We start from the raw sequence: 17911 nt of genomic DNA on the forward strand, positions 1-17911 counted from the left end.
CCCCGCGTCAGACGAACGCGGCGATGCCTGTGAGCGAGCGCCCGACGATCAGGGTGTTCATCTCGCGCGTTCCCTCGTACGAGTAGAGCGCCTCCGCGTCGGCCATGAACTGGGCCGTGCCGTAGTCGAGGACGATCCCGTTGCCGCCCTGCACCTCGCGTGCCCACGCCACCGTCTCGCGCATCCGGCTCGTCGCGAACGCCTTCGCGAGCGCCGCGTGCTCATCCTTCTGGGTGCCCTCGTCGAGCATCTCGGAGACCCGCGTGCACATCGCGATCGAGGCGGTGATGTTTCCCACCATCTTCGCGAGGAGGTCTTGGATGAGCTGGTGGGAGGCGATGGGCTTGCCGAACTGCACGCGCTCCTTCGCGTAGGCGAGTGCCGCCTCGTACGCTCCGACCGAGACGCCGACGGCCGCCCACGCGACCTCGGCGCGTGTGAGCCGCAGCACCGCGGCGGTGTCGCGGAACGAGTTCGCGTTCTCCAGCCGGAGCGACTCGGGCACGCGGACGCCGTCGAGCACGATGTCGGCGTTCTGCACGATCCGCAGCGCCTGCTTGCGCTCGATCTTGGTGGCCGTGTAGCCGGGGGAGGAGGTGGGCACGATGAAGCCCTTCACCTGTCCGTCTGCGGTGTCCTTCGCCCAGATCACGACGATGTCGCTCCAGGTGGCGTTGCCGATCCAGCGCTTCTCGCCCGTGATCACCCACTCGTCGCCGTCTCGTGTCGCGGTCGTGCGCAGGCCCTGCGCCGAGTCGGATCCGGAGAGCGGCTCGGTGAGCCCGAACGCGCCGATTACCTCGCCCGAGGCGAGCTTCGGCAGCCACTCGGCGCGCTGCTCGGCCGAGCCGGCGACACCGATCGCCCCCATCGCGAGGCCGTTCTGCACGCCCACATACGTGGCGATCGAGGCGTCGACGCGAGCGAGCTCGAGCGCCACCCACCCGCGGTACAGCGCCGAGTTCTCGAACGTCTTCGTCTCCTCCCACTGCATGCCGAACACCGGCTGGGCGTGGAAGGCGGGCAGGATCTCGCGCGGGAACTCCGCGCGCTCCCAGAAGTCGTTGACGATGGGCTTCACGTCGGCCTCGAGCCAGGCCCTGAGCCCGGCGAGCGCCTCGCGCTCGGTCTCGGTGAGACGGCCCTCGAATCCGTAGAAGTCGCTGGCGAGCGGCGAGAAGGTCATGCGGTGTACTCCCTCGTGACGGTGCATCCGTCCGAGAGCCTACGCAGCCCGTCCCGGGGCGCCCAAGGCGCTTGGTAATTTGATCCAATCGGAGAGGCTGGAGGGAGCCGCATGTTCGTCGAGATCGCCAACACACCCCGCGACTACGCCTGGGGGTCGACGACGGCGATCGCCGGACTGCTCGGTACGTCGCCGAGTGGCGGGCCGGAGGCGGAGCTCTGGCTCGGCGCGCACCCGGGGTCTCCGAGCCGCGTCGTCGGCGATGACCGCACCCTGCTCGATGTCGTCGAGGGTCGGTTGCCGTTCCTCATGAAGGTGCTCGCCGCGGACGCACCGCTGTCGTTGCAGGCGCACCCGACGATCGCTCAGGCCGAGGAGGGCTTCGCGCGCGAGGAGGCCGCAGGTGTCCCCGTCGATGCCCCGCACCGCAACTACAAGGATGCCTTCCACAAGCCGGAGATCATCTACGCGCTCTCGGATCCGTTCCGGGCGCTCTCGGGCTTCCGTCCGGTCGCTGAGACGCGCGCCGTGCTGGCACCGGTCGCGGACGATCCCCGGATCGCCCCGCTCGTCGAGCGCCTCTCTGGCGACGCCGCGCTCCAGGAGGTCTTCGCGTGGCTCATCGAGCGCGGAGAGGGCGTCGACGATCTCGTCGCCGCGGTCGTCGAAGCGGCGTCGACCGTCGATGGAATCAGCTGGCAGACCGTCCGCACCCTTGCGGAGCACTACCCGGGTGACCCCGGGATCGTGATCTCGCTGCTGCTCCACACGGTCGAGCTGCGACCCGGCGAGGTGCTGTACCTTCCGGCGGGCAACATCCACGCCTACCTCGAGGGCCTGGGGATCGAGCTCATGGCCTCGTCCGACAACGTGCTGCGCGGGGGGTTGACCCCGAAGCACGTCGATGTGCCGGAATTGCTCTCGGTGCTCGACTTCCGGCCGCTCCCGGCGCCCTTCCTCGCGCCTTCGGAACTGGAGCCGGGTGTCAGCGTCTATCGGCCCGGGGTGCCCGACTTCCAGCTCACGGTCGTCTCGCCGGATGCCGCCGAGAGCGGCGTCGAGGTGCGCCTCGGCGGTCCGGCGATCGTGCTGTGCACCTCGGGTGAGGTAGCGCTCGAGAACGGCCCGAGCATCGCCCGCGGAGGTGCGGTCTACGTCGACGGCGAGGACTGGCTCGGGGTGCGGGGGCGCGGGATGCTGTTCATCGCCTCCGCCGCCGACGCCTGATCCGGCTCAGCTCGCCGCGCGGGCTCCGAAGACGCGACGGTAGGCGGTCGGAGTGGTCTGCAGCACCTTGAGGAAGTGGTGCCGCATGACGGCGGCGGTGCCGAATCCGGCGCGCTGCGCGATCTGTTCGAGGCCGTCATCGGTCTGCTCGAGCTCCTGCTGCGCGCGCAGGATCCGCTGACGGTTGAGCCACGCGGCGGGCGTCGTGCCCGTCTCGGCGCGGAAGCGGCGGGCGAAGGTGCGGCTCGACATGAGGGCGCGCCGGGCGAGCTGGTCGATCGTGAGGTCCTCGTGGAGGTTCTCGAGCATCCAGTCCATGACGACCGCGAAGGTGTCGGCGCGGATCTCGGGCACCGGGGTCGGGATGAACTGCGACTGACCTCCGTCGCGCTGCGGGGGAACGACCATCCGTCGCGCGATGACGTTCGTCGCGGCGGCGCCGTACTCTTCCCGGACGATGTGGAGCGCGGCGTCGATCCCGGCCGCGGTCCCGGCGCCGGTGACCACCTTGCCGTCCTGCACGAAGAGCACGTCGGGGTCGACCTCGGTGAGCGGGTACTCGCGGGCGAGGCGGTCGGCGTGCATCCAGTGCGTGGTGGAGCGGCGTCCGTCGAGCACTCCCGCCTGGGCGAGCACGAAGGCGCCCGAGCACACGCTCATGACCCACGCGCCGCGTGCCTCCGCCGCGCGGATCACCTCGAGGTAGCGCTCGTCGACCGGTCCGATGCGGTGGGCCGGCACGGCCACGAGGTCGGCGTCCGCTGCGGCCGACAGATCGTCGTCGATCACGAGAGAGAACCCGAGGCTCGTCTCCACGGGCCCGGGGTCGGCCGTGGCCACGGTGAAGTCGAACTTCGGCCCGCCCATCTCGGTGCGGTCGATTCCGAACACCTCGCAGACGACACCGAACTCGAACGGGGCGGTGCCCGGGATGGCCAGACAGACGACCTTGTTCAACATCGCGACTCCTTGGCAGATATTCGACGAACAGTGTCGACTATGCCACTCGTGGCGGGATGACGCAATACATAGCGTTTCTGCCATGTTGATTCTCTCCCTCCTCATCGGCGGTCTGGCTGCGACCGGGCTCGGGGCGACGATCGTGGTGGTCGCACGCGACGGCTACCGACGGGTGCCGGTCCGTCGCCCCTGATCCGGGCCGATAGCCTGGCAGCATGACGTGGCTCGTGACCGGCGGAGCCGGCTACATCGGCGCGCACGTGGTGCGCGCACTCGACGAGGCCGGCATCGGCGCAGTCGTCATCGACGACCTCTCGAGCGGGCATCGCGAATTCGTGCGGGGCGACACGCCTTTCCTGCAGGGCAGCATCCTCGACGGGGAGCTCGTGCTCGACGTGCTGCGGCGTCACGCCGTGGAGGGGGTCATCCACGTCGCCGGGTTCAAGTACGCGGGAGTCTCCGTCGAGCGTCCGCTGCACACCTACAGCCAGAACGTCGAGGGCACGCGCGTGCTCCTCGCCGCGATGCAGGAGGTCGGTGTCGGCAAGATCGTCTTCTCATCGTCTGCCGCGGTGTACGGCAACACCGATCAGGACCTCGTCACGGAGGGGACTCCGAAGAGCCCCACGTCGCCGTACGGCGAGTCGAAGCTGATCGGCGAGTGGCTGCTGCGCGATCAGGGGGTCGCGGCAGGGCTCGCGCACACCTCGCTCCGCTACTTCAACGTCGTCGGATCCGGATATCCGGATCTATTCGACACGAGCCCCCACAACCTCTTCCCGCTCGTCTTCGACGCCCTCGTCGAGGGTCGTACGCCGCGCATCTTCGGGGACGACTACCCGACCCCCGACGGCACCAACGTGCGCGACTACCTGCATGTGGCCGACCTCGCGGCGGCACACGTCGCCGCCGCGCAGGCGCTCGCTTCCGGCGCGCCGCTCGAGCCGGCATACAACCTCGGCTCCGGCGACGGCGCCTCGGTCCGTCAGATCATGGATGCGGTCGCCCGCGTCACCGGCGTCGACTTCACGCCCGAGATCGCGGCTCGGCGCCCGGGCGATCCCGCCCGCATCGTGGCCTCCGGCGAGCTCGCCGCCCGCGATCTGGGCTGGAAGATGCGGCACACCCTCGACGACATGGTGCGCAGCGCGTGGGAAGCGCGCACGGCGGCGTCCTGATTCCGGCCCTCGAACGGGGGTCCTCGGCGCGTCGCGACACGCCCGAGCCGACAGCGACTACGATCCCGCGACTTGACTCCCGGGAATGACACGGGTGTAATTAGCTGCAACGCATTGGGCCGGCGTTGCGAGGGGAGAGCGGGATGACGAGAAACGACTACCGTCCGTCCGTTCCGGAGGATTGGTTCGTCGATCCGGTTCGCCTGGGGATGCCGGGGCTGCGACCCGCGATCGACGAGGACGACAACCAGCTGTCGTGGCAGACCGACGCGCTCTGTGCACAGACCGACCCGGAGGCGTTCTTCCCCGAGAAGGGCGGATCCACCCGCGATGCCAAGCGCATCTGCACGGGGTGCGCGGTGCGGGGGCAGTGCCTCGAGTACGCCCTCGAGAACGACGAGCGCTTCGGTATCTGGGGCGGTCTGAGCGAGCGCGAGCGCCGGAAGCTCCGCCGCAGCCGCAGCGCCTGAGGGTGCTCGCCCGGCGGGCGCGCGTGTCGCGTGGCTGAGCGGCTCGACCACGCCTAGCGTGGGAGGGATGCCCAGAGTCACCGCGATCCTCGTCGTCCAGGACGGCGAACGCTGGCTCGACGACGCCCTGGGCGGTCTCGCCGCGCAGACGCGGCGCCCCGACGCGACGATCCTCGTCGCCGAGCCCTCCACCGTGCTCGATCCCGGGGCGCTGGAGCTCGCGGGTGTGACGCAGGTGGTCACGGCATCCGGCGGGGGATACGGCACCGGGGTCGCGCGCGCGATCCACGCGGCCCCGCCCCCGGAGAGCGCCGACGAGCTGCTCTGGCTCCTGCGGGCGGACACGACACCGCATCCGGAGGCGCTGCGCACGTTGCTGCGGGCGGTGGAGCTCGCCCCCTCTCTCGCGATCGCGGGACCCAAGCTCGTCGACCCCGACGATCCGGCTCGGATCCGGTCGTACGGGATCACGATGTCGCGCCGCGGTGCGCGGGTCGAACTCGTGGACGACGAGCTCGACCAGGCCCAATACGACCCGGTCGTCGACGTCATGGCGGTTGCCGTCGAGGGCTCCATCGTGCGTCGCGCGGTCTGGCAGGCCGTCGAGGGGCTCGACCCGGGGCTGCCCTCCACCGACGCCGGTCTCGACCTCGGTGTGCGCGTGCGCCTCACCGCGCATCGCGTCGTGCGTGTCCCCGACGCGCGCGTGACCCGAGGCCGTCGCCCCGAAGACATCGGCCGCCGCAAGCCCGCGGGTCCCATGACGCGGCAGCGCCTCGCACGCGCCGCGCAGCTGCACCGCCGCTTCGTCTACGCGCCCGCGCTCCTCGTCCCCGTGCACTGGATCTCGTTGCTTCCGCTCGCGGTCATCCGCTCGCTCGGACAGCTGCTCGCGAAGCGCCCGGGGGCGGTGCCCGGCGAGATTGCGGCCGCGTTCATCGCCGCCTTCGATGGCACCGTGCCCCGGGCGCGATGGAGGCTGCGCCGTGCGCGACGCGTGGGGTGGCGGGCCGTCGCACCGCTCCGGATGCGGGGCGCCGAGCTGCGCGAGCACCGCGCCCACGAACGCGACCGTGCCGACGAGAGAGGTGGGCGCGAGCCGGACCTCGTGCGAGCGTCGTTCCTCGGAGGCGGAAGCTGGGTCGTCGGGCTCGCGATCGTCGCGGGCGTCGTCGCTTCGTGGCGACTGCTCGGGGCGACGGCTCTCGAAGGCGGTGCCCTGCTGCCGCTGTCGTCCGGACTCGACGCGCTCTGGAGTCGACCCGGATGGGGCTTCCGCGAGATCGGGGTCGGGTTCTTCGGCGCGGCCGACCCCGCCACGATCCTGTGGGCGCTGCTCGGCTCCCTCACCTGGTGGGATACCTCCTTCTCTCTCGTGCTGCTGTGGATCGCCGCGATGCCCCTGGCTGCGCTCGGCGCGTGGTGGGCGGCCACCCGACTCTCCGAGCGCGCCTGGCCTCCGGTCGTGGCGGCTGCGCTCTGGGCGCTGGCCCCCGTGCTGCTCGTCGCCCTCGGCGAGGGACGAATCGGTGCCGTCCTCGTTCATCTGCTCCTGCCGTGGCTCGTGCTCGCGCTGCTCGAAGCCGCGAGGTCGTGGAGCGCAGCGGGAGCCGCCGCGCTGCTCTTCGCCGCCGTGACCGCGGCGGCCCCCGTGGTGGCCGCTCCGCTGCTCGTGGCGATCGTCGCGTGGGCCTTCGCGCGTCCCCGCGGATTCGCGCGCATCATCGGGGTGCCGATCCCCGCAGCGGTGCTCTTCGCGCCACTCGTCGTGGGTGCCTTGCGCCGCGATACTCCATGGGCTCTGCTCGCCGATGCGGGCCCCGTCGTGCCGACGCAGCCGGCATCCGGCTGGCAGCTGCTGATCGCGCAGCCCGAGGGCGGCGACACGGCGTGGCACGCGCTCCTCGGCTACCTCGGCGTCGACGCATCCGGGTGGGCGACGCTCGCGCCGGCCGTTCTGCTCGCCCCGATCGCGGTGCTCGCCCTCGTGGCCCTGTTCCTGCCGGGGGCGCGCCGGTCGATCCCTGCGCTGGCGCTCGCCGCGGTGGGTCTCGCGACGGCGTGGATCGCTCCCTCCTTCCAGGTCGTGACGACGGGCGCCGAGGCAACCGGCCCGTGGTCCGGGGCGCCGCTGAGCATCTACTGGCTCGGCCTCGTCGGGGCGGCGGTCGTCGCCCTCGAAGGCATCGGCCGCGCGGCGGTCGCCGCCGGATCCGCCGCCGTCGTCGCGGCCACGATCGCGGTCGCGCCGATGCTCGGGCTGCTCGTGTTCGGCGCCGTCCCCGTGCGATCCGGCGACGGCGAGGTGCTGCCGGCGCTCGCCGCCGCCGAGGCGCGCAACGATCCGGGCATCGGCACCCTCGTGCTGACCGCCGAGGACGACGGCTCACTCGACGTGCGCCTGGAGCGTGGCGAGGGAACGCTGCTCGACGACCAGTCGTCTCTCTACGCGGGGCGCACGAGCCTCGACGAGGATGAGATCGCGCTCGCCGAGCTCGCAGGCAACCTCGCCTCGCGCGGTGGTTACGACCCCGAGCCCGAGCTCGAGCGCTTCGGGATCGGGTTCATCCTGGTGCGGCCGCTCGGTACGGATGCCAGCGAGCGTGCCGCGGCCGTGCGGGATCGGGCGGTGGCGTCGCTCGACCGGGTGGCGGTGCTCGCGGCGGAGAGCGAGAGCGGCTACGGCACCCTGTGGGCGTATCCGGGGCTCGAGGCGACCTCGAGCGAGACGCCCGACCGCGGCGCGTACGGCGTGCTCGTGCTCATCGTGCAAGGTGTCGTCGTGCTGAGCGCCCTGCTGCTCGCGCTCCCCACGCGCCGGCGTCGCCGTGTCGTCCAGACCCGGTCGTCGCTCGACGAGCCGCCGGCCACGACGTTCGAGGATTCCGATGGCTGACCCGACCAATCCAGACGAGCCGGTCGGACAGGACGCGGCGAACACGCCCGCGGACGACGAGGTGACGTCTCACGAGACGACGTCTCACGAGACGACGTCTCACGGGACGACGCCCGATGAGCCGACGCCTGACCAGGCGACGCATGACGAGGCGACGCCCGATGAGAGCACGGCGGATGCGACGCCGCGCCGCACGCCGCGCGCTCGATCGTCTCGGGCGCGCTCGGCGACGCTCGTCTCGCTGCGCATCGTCCGCGGCGTCGTCGGCATCGCGGCGGCGGCGGTCGTGGTCGGGACCGTCGGGCTCGTGCCCGTGCCGACCTCCGGAATCTCGCCGCTCGGCGTCACGGTCGACCCCGAGCCAGCCGATCTGCAGCGCCTGTGCGCGGGCTCGCTCGTGCGGCTGGGAGACGACACGGGTGCGGACGCCGGGCGCCTCACCGCGATCGGCGCCCCGACCGTCACGACCGCGGCGACCGGTGGCGAGGTTCGCAGCTCGGCGCTGACCGCATCCGACGTGGGCACGGGTGGGACCTCGCAGGCTCCGCGGCTCGTCGAGCTGGACCCCGCCGACGATGCCGCACTCGATGCCGTCCAGGCTCAGCGCGCGAGCGGCGAGGGCGGCCTCGCGGGTCTCGCGGTCTCCGGATGCCCCGAGCCCACGAGTTCCGCATGGCTCGTCGGGGGCGACACGACCGTCGGGCGCACCACCCTCCTGCTGCTGGCGAATCCCACCGAAGTCGCGGCCGAGGTGACCTTGAGGATGTGGGGCGAGGACGGCGAGATCACGGCCCCCGGCATGTCGCTCACGGTCGCCCCGGGCGAGCAGCGGGTGCTTCCGCTCAGCGGCTTCGCGCCGGGCGTCGCATCCCCGGTCGTGCAGGTGCTCGCGCGTGGCGGCCAGGTGACGGCCGCTCTGCAGACCTCCGTCATCCGTGTGCTCGATCCGGGCGGCGTCGCGATCGTCCAGCCGGGCACCGGTCCGTCGCGCGAGACGGTCATCCCCGGCGTCCGCATCTTCGACGACGTCGGGGTCTCGACGGCGCTCGGCCTCGCCGACTACGCGGACCTCGAGGCGGTCGCCCGTCTCGCCAACCCCGGCGACGTCGACGCGTCGGTCGAGGTGAGCCTCTTGCCGACCGAGACCGGCGGGGTCGCGAGCTCGTTCCAGATCGAGGTGGCGGCCGGCGATGTCGTCGACATCCCGCTGACAAGCGGCCTCGAGCTCGGTTCCGGACTCCTCCCCGACGGCTCATACACGGTCACATTGCGCTCGGACCAGCCGGTCGTGGCCGCGGTGCGGGCGGGCACGACCCCGGCGCCCGCGTCCGGATCCAGCGGGTCGCCCGATCCGGGCCCCGCCGACATCGCCTGGTTCGCCTCGGCGCCGACGTTGAGCGACGACGTTCTCGTCGCGGTCGCATCCGCCCCGCGTCCCGTGCTCGTCGTCGCCAATCCCGAGAACACCGAGCGGACGGTCGTCGTGGAGCAGCTCGGAGGCGGACCGTCTCGCGAACTCGTCGTGCCTGCTGCGGGCACCGCACAGCTCACGCTGACCACCGGAGCGGGCTACGCCCTGCGGGACATCGACGGCCTGCGCGCCGCGATCGGCTACGCGGGGGCGGCGCAGCTCGCAGGCTCGCTGATCCGCCCCGAGCGTGAAGCCGACCAGGCGATCGTGGTCCGCCCCTGACGAACGCCGGTCCTCCGCCGGGTCAGAAGTGCCGGTAGCGTTCCGGCGCGATTTCCCACGGATCGCGGCCGAGGAGTTCGGCGACGGCCCGGAAGACGCAGCTCTCGATGTACGAGCGGCGGTGCCAGTCGTCGTCGCGGTGCAGGTGCGCCATCCGTTCGATGGGCACACGGTAGAGCACCACCCGACGGGCACGCCGGTCGACCCGCCACCGCTCCACGCCTGCCGCACCGGGATCACCCGGCGGGGTCGTGCCGATCTCCACGCGCACCGAGGCGAGTTCCTCCGGCCAGAGCGAGCGCAGGTACTCGATCCCCGAGCCGACGCACGCGTCGAAGAACGAGAACCGGCTGTGCAGCATCGGCAGGTGGGGCCCCGTGACGGCCGAGCGGATCCCTCGACCGTGACGGTCGCGATAGCCCGTGCGGGTGAGCTCGCGACGGGAGGATCGGGGCATGTCGCCAGTCTAGGTGTCGGCCCCCGGCGATAGGCTCGGCAGCGATGAGCGCGCGATCGTGCACCAAGGTGGCCTGCGGCAGGGATGCCGTCGCGACGCTCACCTACGACTACGCGGATGCGATGGCCGTGCTCGGGCCTCTCGCGATCCGGCGGGAGCCGCACAGCTACGACCTGTGCGCGGCGCATGCCGAGCGTCTCTCCGTCCCCCAGGGGTGGAATGTGGTGCGCCACGCGACGGTCGATGAACTACAGTCGTGACCCGTGAGCAGCACTGATCTCTCCGCTTTCGTCAAGGCCTACGATGTCCGCGGCCTCGTCGGCTCCCAGCTGACGCCCGAGGTGGTCGAGGCGCTTGCCGCCGGATTCGTCGACGAACTGGGTGCCGCGGGGCAGACCGTCGTCGTCGGGCACGACATGCGCGACTCCTCGCCGGAGTTCGCGGCGGCGTTCTCGCGCGGGGCATCGGCTCGCGGCGCGGACGTCGTCAGCATCGGCCTGTGCTCGACCGACGAGACCTACTTCGCGTCCGGCTTCCTCGACGCCCCGGCCGCGATGTTCACCGCGAGCCACAACCCCGCGATCTACAACGGCATCAAGTTCAGCCGCGCCGGAGCGCAGGGCATCTCGCTCAGCACGGGTCTCGCGGCGATCCGCGACCGCGCCCAGGCCTATCTCGACGCGGGCGCCGTCGCTGCGGTAGCCGCGCCGGGTTCGGTGAGCTCGCGCGACGTCCTCGCGGACTACGCGGCGCACCTGCGTTCGCTCGTCGACCTGAGCGGCATCCGTCCGCTTCGCGTCGTCGTGGATGCGGGCAACGGCATGGGGGGCATGACCGTGCCCGCGGTCCTCGGCACCGATGCGGGGCTCCCGGGGCTCCCGCTCGAGATCATCCCGCTCTACTTCGAGCTCGACGGCACCTTCCCGAATCACGAGGCGAACCCGCTGGAGCCGGCGAACCTCGTCGACCTGCAGAAGGCGGTCGTCGAGCACGGTGCCGATCTGGGCCTCGCCTTCGACGGCGACGCCGACCGCTGCTTCGTGGTCGATGAGACGGGCGCGCCCGTCACCCCGAGTGCGGTCGCGGCGATCGTGGCCCAGCGCGAGGTCGCTCGGGTGCGTGCAGCAGGAGAGACCGGCGAGATCGCGGTCATCCACAACCTCATCACGTCGCGGTTCGTCCCTGAGGCGATCGAGCGGGCGGGCGCGGTCGCGGTGCGGACCCAGGTGGGCCATTCGCTCATCAAGGACCGCATGCACGAGACGGGCGCTGTGTTCGGTGGCGAGCACTCGGCGCACTACTACTTCCGCGACTTCTGGGGTGCAGACAACGGCATGCTCGCGGCCATGCACCTGCTGGCGGAGTTCGGCGGCCAGGGCACGGCACTCTCCGAGTTCGCCGCCGAGTTCGACCCGTATGCGCTCTCGGGCGAGATCAACTCGACCGTCACCGACATCCCCGCCGCGTACACGCGCATCGTCGATGCGTTCACGGGCCGCGGGGAGTTCGACGAGCTCGACGGCCTCACCGTCACCGGGGCACCCGACGAGGGCTTCTGGTGGTTCAACGTGCGGCCCTCGAACACGGAGCCCCTGCTGCGGCTCAACGTCGAGGCAGACGAGCCCGGTCGCATGGAAGCCATCCGCGACGAGGTGCTCGCACTCATCCGCGCATAGTTTCCGCGCGACTGCGAGAATGGGGCGCATGAGCATCCCCACCTCGACCTCGGTCCCCTTCAAGGTCGCCGACCTGGCCCTCGCCGCCGCGGGCCGCCACCAGATCCGTCTCGCCGAGAACGAGATGCCGGGCCTCATGGCGCTGCGCGAGGAGTTCGGTGCGCAGCAGCCGCTCGCCGGTGCGCGCATCGCCGGATCGCTGCACATGACCGTGCAGACCGCGGTGCTGATCGAGACCCTCATCGCCCTCGGGGCGCAGGTCCGCTGGGCGAGCTGCAACATCTTCTCCACCCAGGACGAGGCGGCGTCGGCCGTCGTAGTCGGCCCGACCGGCACCGTCGAGCAGCCCGCGGGAGTTCCGGTCTTCGCCTGGAAGGGCGAGACCCTCGAGGAGTACTGGTGGGCCACCTCGCGCATCTTCGACTGGAGCGACGAGGCCGCCGCAACGGGGGCCGAATGGACGGGCCCGAACCTCATCCTCGACGACGGCGGAGACGCGACGCTGCTCGTGCACACCGGTCGGGACTACGAGCAGGCGGGCGGCGTGCCGCCCACGGCACCGGATGCGAGCGAGGAGTGGGCGGTCGTGCTCGAGCTGCTGCGCGGTTCGCTCGCCGACGACCCGCAGCGCTGGACGCGCGTCGCGGAGGGCATCCAGGGCGTCACCGAGGAGACCACGACGGGCGTGCACCGTCTCTACGAGCTGCACCGCGAGGGGCGACTGCTGTTCCCCGCGATCAACGTGAACGACTCGGTGACGAAGTCGAAGTTCGACAACACCTACGGCATCCGCCACTCGCTTCCCGACGGCCTGAACCGCGCCACCGACATGCTGATCGGCGGCAAGGTCGCCTTCGTCGCGGGCTACGGCGATGTCGGCAAGGGTGCAGCCGAGGCGCTCCGCGGGCAGGGTGCGCGGGTGATCGTCTCGGAGGTCGACCCGATCAACGCGCTGCAGGCCGCGATGGACGGATTCCAGGTGGCTCGTCTCGAGTCGGTGATCCACGAGGCAGACTTCGTGATCACGGCGACCGGCAACAAGAACGTCGTCACCGCCGAGCACCTGCAGGGCCTCAAGCACCTCGCGGTCGTGGCGAACGTCGGTCACTTCGACAACGAGATCGACATGGCTGGCCTCGCGGCTCTTCCGGGTGTCGAGCGGGTCGAGATCAAGCCGCAGGTGCACGAGTGGCGGCTGCCGAACGGGCGCAGCATCCTCGTGCTGAGCGAGGGGCGCCTCATGAACCTCGGCAACGCGACCGGGCACCCGAGCTTCGTGATGAGCAACTCGTTCTCGAACCAGGTGCTCGCACAGCTCGAGCTGTGGGTGAACCGCGACGCCTACGAGACCGCCGTGTACGTGCTGCCGAAGGTGCTCGACGAGAAGGTCGCGCGCTTGCACCTCGCATCGCTCGGCGTCGAGCTCACGACGCTCACCCCGTCGCAGGCCGACTACATCGGAGTGAGCGTCGACGGCCCCTACAAGGTGGACCACTACCGCTACTGAGCGCGGGTGAGGCCCGTCGTCAGCGGCGGGCGTCGGAGGTCAGGACCGGCTCGAGCGCTGCGAGGCGCTGCGCCTCCAGCCCGAGGGCACGCGTCTCGCGGTCGCGGCGCGCGACGGCAACCCCGGCAAGGAAGATCTCGGGGTCCACGACCGGCAGGGGCGACACGTAGGCCGATGCCTCGAACGCCAGTTGCTGGGCGAGGTAGGCGCGGCGACCCGGGTCGAGATCGCGAGCCGATGCGAGGAAGGCGGCGATCCGGCGGGCGAGGGCATCCGGCATGCGGGCCACGTCGGCGACGGGAGCCCAGCCGACGAGTTCGAGCGGCATCCCGAAGACCGGAGTCGGCACGCGAGGGGCCCGCTCGTACTGGGCGTAGGTGCCGGCCAGGTGGTCACCGAGCCGCTTGGCGCGAGGCGAGAGCAGTCCGACGAGCGCGGCGAGGCCTCCAAGCGTCATCACGAGTTCGATGACGCCGACGAGCGATCGGATCGCCGCGTGCCGGAAGCCGGCGGCCCCGCCGTCGTCGCGCACGATGCGTGCGCCGACCGCGAGACGACCGAGCGACTTGCCGCGACTGACCGTCTCGACGAGACAGGGAACCACGACGAACGCGAGCACGAGGCTGCTGATCACGACCACGTTCACCCAGGCGGCCTCGAGCCTCAGCCACCCGACGGTCGTCATCCCGCCGATCAGGAGGGCCACGAAGACGAGGATCGATGCGACGACGTCGATCGCCGCGGACCCGGCCCGCAGAGCGAATCCCGCGGGCCGCAGATCGAGCGAGACGGCCTCGCCGGTGAGCAGCGTGTCGCCGTCGTCGAGTGTGTCCACCCAATCGGCATCGGGCTGCCTGGCCATGCGTATCATTCAAGCAGATGGACCTCGACGCGTACGCCTCCGCCCACGGCCCGGAGTGGGACCGTCTCGCGCGCCTCGCTCGCGGTCGGCGTCCGAGCGGCCCGGAGGCCGACGAGCTCATCGACGGGTATCAGGCGGGCGCGACGCAGCTCGCGGCTATCCGCACCTCGGTGGGCGGATCCACGCAGGGCGAGCACCTCTCGCTCGCGTTGTGGCGCGCCCGGCTTCTCTTCACGGGAGCGCGTCCCGAACCGCTGCGGTCGCTGACGGTGTTCGTCGCGGTGCAGCTTCCCGCGGCGCTCTACCGCATCCGATGGCTCACGCTTGCGCTCGCCGCAGCCACGGTCGCGATCGCTGCGGCGTACTTCATCTGGCTCTCGAGCGATCCGCGCGCATTCGCGACGCTCGGGTTGCCGTCCGAGCTCGAGAGGTACGCCGAGAGCGACTTCGTGGACTACTACTCGACCTACTCCGAGGCGGGATTCGCCGCGCAGGTATGGACCAACAACGCGTGGATCGCTGCGCAATGCGTGATGTTCGGCATCCTCGGGGTCTGGGTGCCGTTCGTGATCTTCCAGAACGCGCAGGGGCTCGGGATCTCGGCCGCGGTCATGAACCACCACGACCGCCTCGACCAGTTCTTCCTCTACATCGCGCCGCACGGCCAGCTCGAGCTCTACTCGATCTTCCTGGCGGGTGCTGCCGGCCTCATGATCTTCTGGTCGTGGATCGCCCCCGGCGCACGGACGCGCGCCCAGGCTCTCGCACAGGACGGACGGGCGTTCTTCACCGTCGTCGTGGGTCTCGTCGTGGCACTCCTCGTCTCGGGTCTCATCGAGGGATTCGTGACGCGGCAGGACTGGCCGTGGGTCGTGAAGATCGGCATCGGCACGCTCGCACTGGCGGCGTTCCTCGTCTACCAGTGGGTCGTCGGGCGGCGTGCCTTCCGGGCCGGCGAGCTGGGCGACCTCGACGAGTTCTCGACCGGGGCACGGCGCATCGTCTCGGTGTGAGGGGCGGCTCATGACAGAGCTCTCATGTCGCGCGTCGGGTGGTCTCATCCGACCGCGTCATGCTGAGGTCGTCGAAAGGAACCTCCCATGAAGAGAACCGGCATCATCGCCATCGCCGGAACGTGCGCCCTCGGCGCCTCGGCTCTCGTCGGAGGCGTCGCGTACGCCTCCTCTCTCGATCTCGCCGAGCAGGTGGGTGCGCCGCTCGCCATCGACGGTGTGAGCACGGCGCAACTGGTCGTCGAGGACACAGAGGACACCACGGATGTCGCGGCGGAGCCGACGGATGACGCGACGGAGGACGCGACCGACGACTCGACCGAGGCCGGCGACGACGACGGCACGGCCGACCAGGGTTCGGGTGACGTCGACGAGGTCGACCCCTCTGCCCCGGTCAAGCTGAACGACGACGACTCGAAGAAGGACGACTGCGACGGGGATCGCGGCGACGACGACGGCGACCACGACGGCGACCACGACGGCCGTGAGGATGGCGGCACCGACCGTCACCACCGCGGCGGCGACGACCGCGGAGACGATCACGACGGCGGAGACGACTGGGGCGGCGACGACCGCGGCGGCGACGACTGAGCCCAGCGATTCAATCCACGTGACCCCGGTCGGGGCGGGCCTCAGCGCCCGGCTCGGCCGGGGTCTCCTGTGAAGCGGTAGCCCATCCCGCGCACCGTCGTGAGGTGATCGGCACCGATCTTCTTGCGCAGGTAGCGCACATAGACGTCGACGACGTTCGAGCCCGGATCGAAGTCGAGGCCCCAGACGCGGCTCAGCAGCTGCTCGCGGCTGAGCACCTGCTCGGGGTGGCGCATGAACTCCTCGGCGAGTCCATACTCTCGCGCCGACAGATCGAAGGTGCCGGCCTCGGAGGTCACTCGCCGGGTGCGGGTGTCGAGCATCACCCGGCCGCAGGTGAGCACCTGGTCTCCGGCCGTCGAGTGCTGGCGGGCCTCGTGGAGCCGCACCCGGACGCGAGCGAGCAGCTCGTCGAAACGGAACGGTTTCGCGACGTAGTCGTTGGCACCGCCCTCGAATCCTGCGACGGTGTCGGCGGCCGAGTCCCGCGCCGTGAGGATGATGACGGGGGTCGTGTCGCCGTCCCGACGCAGTCGGCGCAACACCTCGAACCCGTCGATCCCGGGAAGACCGATATCGAGGAGCACCAGGTCGAACTCGCCGGACCGTGCCCGGGTGAGCGCGTCGACGCCGTCGGCGACGGTCTCGACGCCGAATCCTGCGGAGCGCAGGCCCTTCTCCACGAACGAGGCGATGCGCGCCTCATCCTCAGCGATCAGGATGCGCGGCATCCGGTTCCTCCTCGTCGTGGGCGGAGAGCGGCAGGCTGATCGCGACGCGGGCGCCGCCGCCTGTGGGGTTTCGGGCGTACGCGCGTCCGCCGTGGGCCGCGGCGATGGCGGACACGATCGACAACCCGAGACCGGAGCCCTCGGCCCCGCGGCCGACCTCGACGCGCGCGAACCTGTCGAAGATCCAGTCGAGCTGGTGCTGCGGGATGCCGGGGCCGTGGTCGCGCACCCACAGCTCGACGGCGGTGCCCTCCTGCTCCCTGACGAGCACGCTTCCGATCGAGATGAGCGTGCCCGCGGGCGCGTACTTGGCGGCGTTCTCGGCCAGCTGGAGCCACGCCTGGGTGATCCGCGAGGGGTCGAGGTCGGCACTCACGTGCGCGGATCCGGCGTGTCCCCACTCGTGGGCGGGGCTCAGCGCGCGTGCCTTGCGGAGCACCTGTTCGGTGAGGTCGGCGACGTCGGTCGGCTCGCGTCGGAGGAAGTCGGGGCGACTCGTCTTCACGAGCAGGGCGATGTCGTCGACGAGACCGTTCATCCGATCGAGTTCCTCGATCGCGAGGTGGCGGGTCGTCGTCACCTCACCGGGCGCGTCCGGGTCGAGGAGCTCGAGGTGGCCCCGCACGATCGTGATGGGCGTGCGCAGTTCGTGACTGACGTCGTCGAGGAGCTGCCGCTGCGTGTCGAAGGAGCGCTGGAGGCGGTCGAGCATCGCGTTGAACGCGCGCGAGAGCTCCGAGACGTCGTCGGTGCCTCTCGCGGGGATGCGCGCCTGCAGGTCGTTCTCACCGATCTCTGCGGCGGTCTTCCGCAGCAGCCGCAGGGGGCGCAGCAGGCGGCCCGAGACGAACCAGCCGACGAGCCCGACCAGGACGAGCGCGACGGCGGCGAACAGGGCATAGGTGCGGAACGCCTGGTCGATCTCGGCGAGCTCGGCGCCCAGGTCGTAGGCCGAGACGTAGAGCCCCGTCGAGGGGTCGTCCTGGATCGTCACCGGGATCGTCACGTAGCGCAGCGTCCCGACCGCCGTGTCGGCGGTGCCGCGTACGACGCGATCAGGGTCGGACTCCGCCACGATCCGCTCGATGAATGCCGGGTCGTCGGTCAGCCGGAAGCGGATCGCGCTCGAGGGCAGGAAGCGCGCCACTCCGTCGACGATCCCGAGCGTCGACTCGTTGTGGTCGGGAAGCACGCGCGTCATCGCGAGCGTGAGGAATTCCTCTACCGTCGTCGGCGGCTCGGCGTCCGCCGCGGGATCGCCGCCCTCCGCGAGGAACTGGAGGCCCTCGACCGTCAGGGTCAGCCGGTCGTCGATCTCGGCGAGCACCCGCTCGCGCTGGATGAGGTAGGCGGCGAGCCCCGCCACGGTCATGCCGAGCGCGGCGACGGCCAGCATCGAGGCGAGGATGCGGAATCGCGCCGAGCGCAGGGATTCGCGCCATCGAGACGGCATCCCCCGATTAT

Annotated in this window: 16 protein-coding genes; 10 read left to right on the forward strand and 6 right to left on the reverse strand. The window is 71.0% G+C overall.

Annotation, left to right across the window (positions count from 1 at the left end; translation table 11 throughout):
• Positions 1 to 7 precede the first annotated feature (7 nt).
• Positions 8 to 1186, reverse strand: coding sequence for an acyl-CoA dehydrogenase family protein (locus FVQ89_RS13520; RefSeq protein ID WP_147902519.1), 1179 nt, complete (start codon positions 1184 to 1186; stop codon positions 8 to 10).
• 111 nt (positions 1187 to 1297) lie between these two features.
• Here FVQ89_RS13520 and manA point away from each other — a divergent pair, with 111 nt between their 5' ends.
• The gene (gene manA, locus FVQ89_RS13525) at positions 1298 to 2413 is read left to right on the forward strand and encodes a mannose-6-phosphate isomerase, class I (RefSeq protein ID WP_147902520.1); all 1116 of its coding nucleotides are present in this window, start codon (positions 1298 to 1300) and stop codon (positions 2411 to 2413) included.
• 6 nt (positions 2414 to 2419) lie between these two features.
• On the opposite strand, the gene FVQ89_RS13530 is transcribed toward manA, so the two are convergent.
• Positions 2420 to 3373 (reverse strand): helix-turn-helix domain-containing protein, encoded by a 954-nt coding sequence (locus FVQ89_RS13530; RefSeq protein ID WP_147902521.1) that lies wholly within the window; start codon positions 3371 to 3373, stop codon positions 2420 to 2422.
• Positions 3374 to 3588: 215 nt separating this feature from the next.
• Between FVQ89_RS13530 and galE the strand changes: the two genes are divergently transcribed.
• The 4 genes from galE (at position 3589) to FVQ89_RS13550 (ending at position 9610) form a co-directional block, all read left to right on the forward strand.
• Entirely contained in the window at positions 3589 to 4551 is a 963-nt protein-coding gene (gene galE, locus FVQ89_RS13535; protein WP_147902522.1) for a UDP-glucose 4-epimerase GalE, read from the forward strand.
• Between the two features lie 143 nt (positions 4552 to 4694).
• Positions 4695 to 5021 (forward strand): WhiB family transcriptional regulator, encoded by a 327-nt coding sequence (locus FVQ89_RS13540; RefSeq protein WP_147902523.1) that lies wholly within the window; start codon positions 4695 to 4697, stop codon positions 5019 to 5021.
• A 67-nt stretch (positions 5022 to 5088) separates the two neighbouring features.
• Positions 5089 to 7917 carry a glycosyltransferase family 2 protein gene (locus FVQ89_RS13545; protein ID WP_147902524.1) on the forward strand — a complete coding sequence of 943 codons (2829 nt, stop codon included), beginning with the start codon at positions 5089 to 5091 and terminating at the stop codon, positions 7915 to 7917.
• Positions 7910 to 9610: a DUF5719 family protein gene (locus tag FVQ89_RS13550; RefSeq protein ID WP_147902525.1), complete on the forward strand. Its 1701-nt coding sequence runs from the start codon at positions 7910 to 7912 to the stop codon at positions 9608 to 9610. The genes FVQ89_RS13545 and FVQ89_RS13550 overlap by 8 nt, the downstream gene beginning before the upstream one ends.
• Before the next feature lie 22 nt (positions 9611 to 9632).
• On the opposite strand, the gene FVQ89_RS13555 is transcribed toward FVQ89_RS13550, so the two are convergent.
• Positions 9633 to 10067 (reverse strand): metallopeptidase family protein, encoded by a 435-nt coding sequence (locus FVQ89_RS13555; RefSeq protein WP_147902526.1) that lies wholly within the window; start codon positions 10065 to 10067, stop codon positions 9633 to 9635.
• Between the two features lie 44 nt (positions 10068 to 10111).
• On the opposite strand from FVQ89_RS13555, the gene FVQ89_RS13560 reads away from it, so the two are divergent.
• Genes FVQ89_RS13560 through ahcY form a run of 3 tightly spaced genes read left to right on the forward strand, consistent with a single transcriptional unit; the run spans position 10112 to position 13250 of the window.
• A complete protein-coding gene (locus FVQ89_RS13560; RefSeq protein ID WP_147902527.1) occupies positions 10112 to 10327 on the forward strand; it encodes a DUF3499 family protein in 216 nt (71 codons plus the stop codon).
• 3 nt (positions 10328 to 10330) lie between these two features.
• Positions 10331 to 11743 carry a phosphomannomutase/phosphoglucomutase gene (locus tag FVQ89_RS13565; protein WP_147902528.1) on the forward strand — a complete coding sequence of 471 codons (1413 nt, stop codon included), beginning with the start codon at positions 10331 to 10333 and terminating at the stop codon, positions 11741 to 11743.
• Positions 11744 to 11771: 28 nt separating this feature from the next.
• Positions 11772 to 13250, forward strand: a complete 1479-nt coding sequence (gene ahcY, locus FVQ89_RS13570) for an adenosylhomocysteinase (protein ID WP_147902529.1) — start codon at positions 11772 to 11774, stop codon at positions 13248 to 13250.
• A gap of 19 nt (positions 13251 to 13269) precedes the next feature.
• Here ahcY and FVQ89_RS13575 read toward each other — a convergent pair whose 3' ends face one another.
• Positions 13270 to 14112 (reverse strand): RDD family protein, encoded by an 843-nt coding sequence (locus tag FVQ89_RS13575; protein ID WP_147902530.1) that lies wholly within the window; start codon positions 14110 to 14112, stop codon positions 13270 to 13272.
• A gap of 17 nt (positions 14113 to 14129) precedes the next feature.
• On the opposite strand from FVQ89_RS13575, the gene FVQ89_RS13580 reads away from it, so the two are divergent.
• Together FVQ89_RS13580 and FVQ89_RS13585 are read left to right on the forward strand one after the other, a co-directional pair.
• A complete protein-coding gene (locus tag FVQ89_RS13580; protein WP_147902531.1) occupies positions 14130 to 15125 on the forward strand; it encodes a stage II sporulation protein M in 996 nt (331 codons plus the stop codon).
• Between the two features lie 87 nt (positions 15126 to 15212).
• Positions 15213 to 15716, forward strand: coding sequence for a hypothetical protein (locus tag FVQ89_RS13585; protein ID WP_147902532.1), 504 nt, complete (start codon positions 15213 to 15215; stop codon positions 15714 to 15716).
• A gap of 41 nt (positions 15717 to 15757) precedes the next feature.
• On the opposite strand, the gene FVQ89_RS13590 is transcribed toward FVQ89_RS13585, so the two are convergent.
• Both FVQ89_RS13590 and FVQ89_RS13595 read right to left on the reverse strand, forming a co-directional pair.
• Positions 15758 to 16447, reverse strand: coding sequence for a response regulator transcription factor (locus FVQ89_RS13590; protein WP_147902533.1), 690 nt, complete (start codon positions 16445 to 16447; stop codon positions 15758 to 15760).
• Positions 16425 to 17900: a cell wall metabolism sensor histidine kinase WalK gene (locus tag FVQ89_RS13595; protein ID WP_147902534.1), complete on the reverse strand. Its 1476-nt coding sequence runs from the start codon at positions 17898 to 17900 to the stop codon at positions 16425 to 16427. The genes FVQ89_RS13590 and FVQ89_RS13595 overlap by 23 nt, the downstream gene beginning before the upstream one ends.
• Positions 17901 to 17911: the final 11 nt, after the last annotated feature.

The organism is Homoserinibacter sp. GY 40078, assembly GCF_008017545.1.
In the GTDB taxonomy this organism is placed as follows: domain Bacteria; phylum Actinomycetota; class Actinomycetes; order Actinomycetales; family Microbacteriaceae; genus Homoserinibacter.

Coding starts and splice junctions, on each gene's coding strand:
- FVQ89_RS13520 (WP_147902519.1), bottom strand. CDS start 1,186: ATGACCTTCTCGCCGCTCGCCAGCGACTTCTACGGATTCGAGGGCCGT.
- manA (WP_147902520.1), top strand. CDS start 1,298: ATGTTCGTCGAGATCGCCAACACACCCCGCGACTACGCCTGGGGGTCG.
- FVQ89_RS13530 (WP_147902521.1), bottom strand. CDS start 3,373: ATGTTGAACAAGGTCGTCTGTCTGGCCATCCCGGGCACCGCCCCGTTC.
- galE (WP_147902522.1), top strand. CDS start 3,589: ATGACGTGGCTCGTGACCGGCGGAGCCGGCTACATCGGCGCGCACGTG.
- FVQ89_RS13540 (WP_147902523.1), top strand. CDS start 4,695: ATGACGAGAAACGACTACCGTCCGTCCGTTCCGGAGGATTGGTTCGTC.
- FVQ89_RS13545 (WP_147902524.1), top strand. CDS start 5,089: ATGCCCAGAGTCACCGCGATCCTCGTCGTCCAGGACGGCGAACGCTGG.
- FVQ89_RS13550 (WP_147902525.1), top strand. CDS start 7,910: ATGGCTGACCCGACCAATCCAGACGAGCCGGTCGGACAGGACGCGGCG.
- FVQ89_RS13555 (WP_147902526.1), bottom strand. CDS start 10,067: ATGCCCCGATCCTCCCGTCGCGAGCTCACCCGCACGGGCTATCGCGAC.
- FVQ89_RS13560 (WP_147902527.1), top strand. CDS start 10,112: ATGAGCGCGCGATCGTGCACCAAGGTGGCCTGCGGCAGGGATGCCGTC.
- ahcY (WP_147902529.1), top strand. CDS start 11,772: ATGAGCATCCCCACCTCGACCTCGGTCCCCTTCAAGGTCGCCGACCTG.
- FVQ89_RS13575 (WP_147902530.1), bottom strand. CDS start 14,112: ATGGCCAGGCAGCCCGATGCCGATTGGGTGGACACACTCGACGACGGC.
- FVQ89_RS13580 (WP_147902531.1), top strand. CDS start 14,130: ATGGACCTCGACGCGTACGCCTCCGCCCACGGCCCGGAGTGGGACCGT.
- FVQ89_RS13585 (WP_147902532.1), top strand. CDS start 15,213: ATGAAGAGAACCGGCATCATCGCCATCGCCGGAACGTGCGCCCTCGGC.
- FVQ89_RS13590 (WP_147902533.1), bottom strand. CDS start 16,447: ATGCCGCGCATCCTGATCGCTGAGGATGAGGCGCGCATCGCCTCGTTC.
- FVQ89_RS13595 (WP_147902534.1), bottom strand. CDS start 17,900: ATGCCGTCTCGATGGCGCGAATCCCTGCGCTCGGCGCGATTCCGCATC.